Genomic DNA, 5,676 nt, shown 5'->3' with positions numbered 1-5,676 from the left:
AGATGTGTATACGAGGCAGCCCCGAATCGACCTCGCCCCGCCGCGGCCACCACCTGACCCCCTTGTCTGCCCGGACGCCCCTGGCAGTGTCCGTCAAACGCCTCGATTGGATGACAGGGGACAGAATTCGGTAGTCACGCCGGGGCCCTCTCTCATAATCAATGTCGATGAGTTTGGGAGTCACTGTGGCTTTTTCTCGGTGGAGTCGCCGTTTCACCCGACTCAGGCGGGGCTACCGTGGCCCGGCATGGGTCTGTTCTGCGTTGGACGCGCTCGTGCTGGTCTGGGACTGTGAGATTGACGGCGTCTCCTTGCGACTACCCGTCTGGGACTGGCCTTGTTGTCCAGAGAGTCGATCTGCCGGCCGTGGTGCGAACGGGACATGCCGACCTGGCGAACGGACGTGGCGAACAAGAACTGACTCTCAAGGAAGCAGTGACGATGGTGAATTTTCCTGCACTGGCACATGTTGCACTGACCGTGTCCGACTTGCGTACGAGCGCGGCCTGGTACCAGCGGCTGATCGGCGCCGAGCCGATCCTGGACGAGGACACCGGCCTCTTTCACCACATCATCTTCGCCCTCGGGAACGGCACGATGCTCGGTCTCCACGCCTTTCCTCCCGACACCGCGAGCACTGATCAGGGTTGGGCTCGATTCGATGAGCGCCGAGTCGGCCTCGACCATGTAGCCTTCGCCTGCGCCGACCGAGCCGAACTGGAGAACTGGCGGAAGCGCCTGAATGACCTAGGCATCGAGCACGGCGAAATCGTCGACGCCCACTACGGATCCGGACTCGCCCTGCGTGACCCTGACAACATCCAGCTGGAATTCTTTGCGCCGCCATCCCGGAGTTGATCCACTGAAGACGTCCGAAGCGTCGTAGTTGCATTGCCTGGGTCCTCGATGAACCGGGCGCACAGGGCAAGCTGCACTGTTGCGGTGCGCGATTGGCTGCGGCTCCTGGAGATGAGCCGCGCACCGGAGTGAGGTTCCCCCGTGAGCGGAGGATGCTGGCAGAGGGCCAGATGGGTCTCATGACCAGATGGGTGGCCGTGACGGTTTGAGTCGGCCCCACTCGAACGGTCTGAAGTGGCCCCACCCGGAGATCGATTGGGGCGGTGTGACGGTTTAAAGTGGCCCCGGCTGTCGGTGCGAGCCGGCCCCACCGGCGTCGTCTGGTGGCATGATCGCGGCATGACTGCAGTGCTGCCGCGGATGATCCGAGCCGTGGACACCGATCAGCTCCTCCTGTTGGAACTGGAAGCGGCACGGTTGGGCTTCAGTCAGCGGCTTCCGGCCGATTGGCTGCGGGAGCACGCCCAGGCGGCGGCGGTGCACTATCTGTTCCCGGCGTTGGAGCACTGGCTCAGTCATCGACCGGAAGTGTCACCGCAGTGGCGGTGCGAGTTGTTGCTCACGGTCCGGACCGGCGAGGAGGTATTGAGTCTGCTGGACGTCCGGCCCGCCAGTTTCGAGGAGCTGGCGGAGATGCTGGACGCGACGGCGAAGACGGACATCGCTGCTCGCATGAGGCGGGCGCTCAGCGTGAGGGAGTGGGCCGAGAGGGAACGGTGATCCTGCTCCAGCGTGGGCCGCGGGGTCAGGGGACGGCCTTGAGCTGCTGCTGGGCCTTGGTGTGAGCGAGGCGGTAGGACTGGGTGCCGGTCTCGATGATCGCCCCGTTGAAGGTGAGCCGGTCGACGATCGCCGCGCAGAGACGAGGGTCGGTGAAGGTCTTGGTCCAGCCCCCGAACGACTCGTTCGAGGCGATCGCCACGCTGTTCTTCTCCTCCCGCTCGGTCAAAACCTGGAACAGCATCTCGGCGCCCCGGCGGTCGAGCTCGAGATAGCCCAACTCATCGATGCACAAAAGGTCGACACGTCCGTAGCGGGCGATCGTCTTGGTCAGCTGCTTTTCGTCCGCCGCCTCCACGAGCTCGTTCACGAGCTTCGCGGCGAGCGCGTATCGGACCCGGTAGCCGGCCATCGCGGCGGCGGTGCCCAGACCGATCAGCAGGTGGGACTTGCCGGTGCCGGAGTCACCGATCAAGCACAGAGGCTCGCCCTTGCGAATCCACTCGCAGGTCGCGAGGTTGTTGATGACTGCGGGGCTGATGTTGGCGTTGGCACCGTAGTCGAAATCCGACAGCCACTTCTGACGCGGGAAGCCGGCGGCGCGAATCCTGCGTTCGGACCGGCGGCGGTCTCGGTCCTCACACTCGGCCATCAGCAGTTCGGCGAGGAATCCCCGGTAGGACAGGTGCTCGCGTTCGGCCCGGCTGACGATGTCCCCGAACTGGGCGCGCATCGTGGGAAGCCGGAGCACCCGGCATGCGGTGTCGATGGCGGCGTCCGAGGCCGGCTCGGTCAGGGTGTGGTGCGGGCTGGTCATGACGACTCCTTCCGGGGACCACGCAGGAGCTGGTCCCACGCCTCCAGGACGGGTAGCGGTCGGTTATCGATGGGCAGCTGGGCGACCCGCCGCATGGTCAGGCTGGTGACCTGCGGATCCGGAGCGGGCGCCGGAGGCTCGGGGCTTGGGACGTCGGCACTGACGGTCGGGGACCGGCCGCCGGTCTCGGCGACTTTGCGGGCCTCCAGCGCGACGACATCATGGGTGAAGGCGCCCATCGCCAGGGCGGCCCGGATGCCGGCGAGCACGTCGGCGTGCTGCAGATGCCGGTGCAGCAACAGGACCTGGACCAGGACCTTGGTGCCCTCGATGTCGCCCAGGGCAGACTTTGCCGCGGCCCAGAGTGCCTCGTGGGTGGTGGTGAAGGAGCCGTCCGCCCGGGCCTGGTCGAGGGCTTCGGAGCCGGCGAAAGCGCCGGGCTTGCGCAGGAGGACCTCCAGGAAGTGGTCCAGGACGATGCGTTCCTCGCCCCGGCCGGTCAGCCGGGGGTGCCGGGCGATCTCGGTGCGGCCGTCGTAGGCGATCAGCTCGGTGGACCGCAGCACCACTCGGATCTTGTGCCCGATGAACCGGGCCGGGACCGAGTAGCGGCACATCTTCACGGTGATCATCGCGTAGCGGTCGACCCGCGGTGTGAGTGTCAGTCCGGTCTCGAACACCTCGCCGGGCAGCGGCATGAGCTGTCCCGCCTCGTGCGCGAAGTCCTGGCCGATAGTGCGGATCCGCAGACCGATTCTGCGGGCCTCCTCTCGGCGTTCGAACTCCAGGAACCGGGCATTGAGCTCGTCCAGGCTGCCGGTCTCCGGCACCGGGGTGAGGTAGTTGCGGCGGAAGTAGCCAACCTGCCCCTCCACCCCGCCCTTCTCATGGGCGCCGCGCAAGCCGGGCTCGTAGTAGAAGGGAACGAAGCCATAGTGCTGGTGAAATGCGGTCCAGCGCGGGTTCTCCTCCCGCGACCGGCTCCGGAAGACCACTTTGGTGACCGCCGGGGTGAGGTTGTCGAACCGGACCTGACCGCCGGGAACACCCCCGAGCACCGAGAAGGCGTGCACGTGTCCTTCGAGAAACGCCTGCTGGCCGCAGGACACCGAGATCCGGTGCACTGCCTTGCCGGAGTAGGCCAGACGCAAGGCGAACAGGTAGCACCGGGTCATCGTCCCCGCCAGGTCCACCCAGACCTCACCGAAGTCGACCTCGGCGTCGGCGCCGGGCCGGTTGTGCCGGACGATGAACCCGTCGACAGGGGCGCCGGCCTCCGCGGCGATCTGAGGGCGGCGGGCCGCCACGTAGTCGCGGACCGTGGGATACGGGACATCGGCCCCGAGTTCCTCCTCCAGTCGGGACACGATCCGCCGGACCGTGTGCCGCTGCTTGCGCGGAGCCTCCAGATCCGCCCGCAGCCAATCGTCGATCGTCTTCTTGAACGGCTCCAGCCGCGGTGAACGGCGCACCGGCGGTCGGCGCGGCTTCGGCACCGGCGAGGACAACGCCTCCCGCACCAGTCGGCGATGTACCCCGTACTTCCGGGCCAGTGCCCTGATCGACAGGCCCTCCCGCCAGGAATCGTGGCGGATGCGCTGAAAGATCTCTTCCTTGGTCAAGGACACCAGAAGTCCCCCCAACATGGACCACGTCGAGCGTCCCACCGCAAGACCGAGGCCGGGGCCACTTCAAGCCGTCACAACCCCTGTACACCACCAACGCGCCCCCGAGTGGGGCCACTTCAGACCGTCCGAGTGGGGCTGACTCAAACCGTCACGGCCATCCGTGGCGGCAACAGCTGCAAGTAATCCCTCTGGCGCCGTTTTGGGTGGTCCGGCGAGTAAGCCGGGCCGAAGCCCCCCGGTCTACTCGCCCTGCTGTTTCAGCGGGATGGGGGCGTCGAAGACGTCGACGACGAACTCCGAGGTTCCGCTGCCTTCGAAGTCGACGTCGTAGCGGCTGTGCAGAAGAGTATGGATCCTCACCCACCGTCCCTGATCCGTTGCATCCGCCGCCACCTGGAGCGCGCCGCGAACAGGACCGGCACTGTCGGCCTTCTGCTTGCTCGTCCAGGTCCGCGCGAGCTTTGCCCCCGCGGGGATGGCCCAGGTGCGCGGCTCGGCGCTGGCCGGTACGGAAACCTCGTCGTTGAGCAGCCGGATGACCCATCTGACGCCGCCCTCGCACTGCCGCTCATTCGACATGCGGATGCCGAGCCCGATCGTGTAAGCACACTCGAGGTACTCCTCGAGTTCCTCGTCGATCTGCCCGAAGAACACAGCCTCGCGAACGACCTCGACCGGCCCGCACTCGGTGAAGGCCCCCATGATCGGAGCGCACTTGTCCTTCAGATACTGCTGCGCGGCCATGCGCACCGCCTTGGGGACCCGGTCCAGCACCTCTCCCAGGACACGGTCGTCCCGGTCGTACAGAAAGGAGTTCAGCGCACTGACCAGTTCCCCGGTCAAGTGGAGATCACCGGCTCCCAGTGTGGTCACCGCCTCCAGCTCGTCCCCAGGACCCCTCACCAGGGCGAACACCCTGCTCCGGCCAGGGCTCGTGTGCGCGATGAACGAATGAATCATTTCTGTCTCACATCACATCTCAGGAGCGGTCGCCAGCACGAACACGCGCCTGGGCCGCAGAAGAACGAGGGAACCATGTCAACCGACGTGTCGCACGAGCTACCGGATCGTCCGCATGGGTCGGAGGTGAGTCGCTGTCAGACCCGGCGCTTCAGCCCGGGATCCGCATGGCCATCGGCAGCCTACCCAGGCGGCATCAGCGGGGGCAAGACGCACCCGCCACCTCCCAGGCGCGGGGGTCCTCGGCGAGTCTGTGATGTGACGCGCTTCGAATGGGGCCCTGCCGGTGCCCTCTGCGCGCCACCGCGACGCTCCGAGCGTTCAGCTCACCCAGATGCCACTGGGCGAGAGCCGGCGCGCGAGGTGTCGCCCTGACCGGCTGATCGGGGTGGACCAGGACACCTCGGCGACAGGGGAACCGAAGTCGTCGGCAAGCGCCTGGACGAGCGTGGCGCCCACTCCTTGGCGCCGATAGGCGTCGGCCACCCAGACCAGGTCGATCCGCGGCCGCAGGGTGTCGTCCGCATCGCCGAGCGGCGATTCGTCGACGAGGTCCCACGGCCGATGATGATCGGTGTCATGGGCCACCAGGTAGCCGACGACGTGCCCGTTCGCCTTCAGCAGGTACGCCCGGGCGTTGTCCTTAGAAGTCATCTCATTTGGTGAGTCTGCGGTAGCAGATGAGAGTGCAGG

At 66.6% G+C, this 5,676-nt stretch carries 6 protein-coding genes; 2 read left to right on the top strand and 4 right to left on the bottom strand.

Annotated elements, in window-relative coordinates; translation table 11 throughout:
- Nucleotides 1–441: 441 nt before the first annotated feature.
- Both AOK11_RS07850 and AOK11_RS07845 read left to right on the top strand, forming a co-directional pair.
- The gene (locus AOK11_RS07850; protein ID WP_055592919.1) at nt 442–858 is read left to right on the top strand and encodes a VOC family protein; all 417 of its coding nucleotides are present in this window, start codon (nt 442–444) and stop codon (nt 856–858) included.
- Nucleotides 859–1,197: 339 nt separating this feature from the next.
- A complete protein-coding gene (locus tag AOK11_RS07845; RefSeq protein WP_055592918.1) occupies nt 1,198–1,578 on the top strand; it encodes a hypothetical protein in 381 nt (126 codons plus the stop codon).
- Between the two features lie 25 nt (nt 1,579–1,603).
- Here the strand turns inward: AOK11_RS07845 and istB are convergent, their stop codons facing one another.
- The 4 genes from istB to AOK11_RS07825 all read right to left on the bottom strand — a co-directional run bounded on the left by istB (nt 1,604) and on the right by AOK11_RS07825 (nt 5,637).
- Nucleotides 1,604–2,395: an IS21-like element helper ATPase IstB gene (gene istB / locus AOK11_RS07840; RefSeq protein WP_055592917.1), complete on the bottom strand. Its 792-nt coding sequence runs from the start codon at nt 2,393–2,395 to the stop codon at nt 1,604–1,606.
- The gene (gene istA, locus AOK11_RS07835) at nt 2,392–4,041 is read right to left on the bottom strand and encodes an IS21 family transposase (protein ID WP_055592916.1); all 1,650 of its coding nucleotides are present in this window, start codon (nt 4,039–4,041) and stop codon (nt 2,392–2,394) included. The genes istB and istA overlap by 4 nt, the downstream gene beginning before the upstream one ends.
- Before the next feature lie 222 nt (nt 4,042–4,263).
- Nucleotides 4,264–4,983, bottom strand: a complete 720-nt coding sequence (locus AOK11_RS07830) for a hypothetical protein (protein WP_157869300.1) — start codon at nt 4,981–4,983, stop codon at nt 4,264–4,266.
- A 321-nt stretch (nt 4,984–5,304) separates the two neighbouring features.
- The gene (locus tag AOK11_RS07825) at nt 5,305–5,637 is read right to left on the bottom strand and encodes a GNAT family N-acetyltransferase (RefSeq protein ID WP_055592914.1); all 333 of its coding nucleotides are present in this window, start codon (nt 5,635–5,637) and stop codon (nt 5,305–5,307) included.
- Nucleotides 5,638–5,676 lie beyond the last annotated feature (39 nt).

It is taken from the genome of Streptomyces hirsutus, assembly GCF_001418415.1.
Classification (GTDB): Bacteria; Actinomycetota; Actinomycetes; order Streptomycetales; family Streptomycetaceae; genus Streptomyces; species Streptomyces hirsutus.
This window is presented reverse-complemented; position numbering and strand designations above follow the sequence as displayed.

Coding starts and splice junctions, on each gene's coding strand:
- istB (WP_055592917.1), bottom strand. CDS start 2,395: ATGACCAGCCCGCACCACACCCTGACCGAGCCGGCCTCGGACGCCGCC.
- AOK11_RS07830 (WP_157869300.1), bottom strand. CDS start 4,983: ATGATTCATTCGTTCATCGCGCACACGAGCCCTGGCCGGAGCAGGGTG.
- AOK11_RS07850 (WP_055592919.1), top strand. CDS start 442: ATGGTGAATTTTCCTGCACTGGCACATGTTGCACTGACCGTGTCCGAC.
- AOK11_RS07845 (WP_055592918.1), top strand. CDS start 1,198: ATGACTGCAGTGCTGCCGCGGATGATCCGAGCCGTGGACACCGATCAG.
- AOK11_RS07825 (WP_055592914.1), bottom strand. CDS start 5,637: ATGACTTCTAAGGACAACGCCCGGGCGTACCTGCTGAAGGCGAACGGG.
- istA (WP_055592916.1), bottom strand. CDS start 4,041: ATGTTGGGGGGACTTCTGGTGTCCTTGACCAAGGAAGAGATCTTTCAG.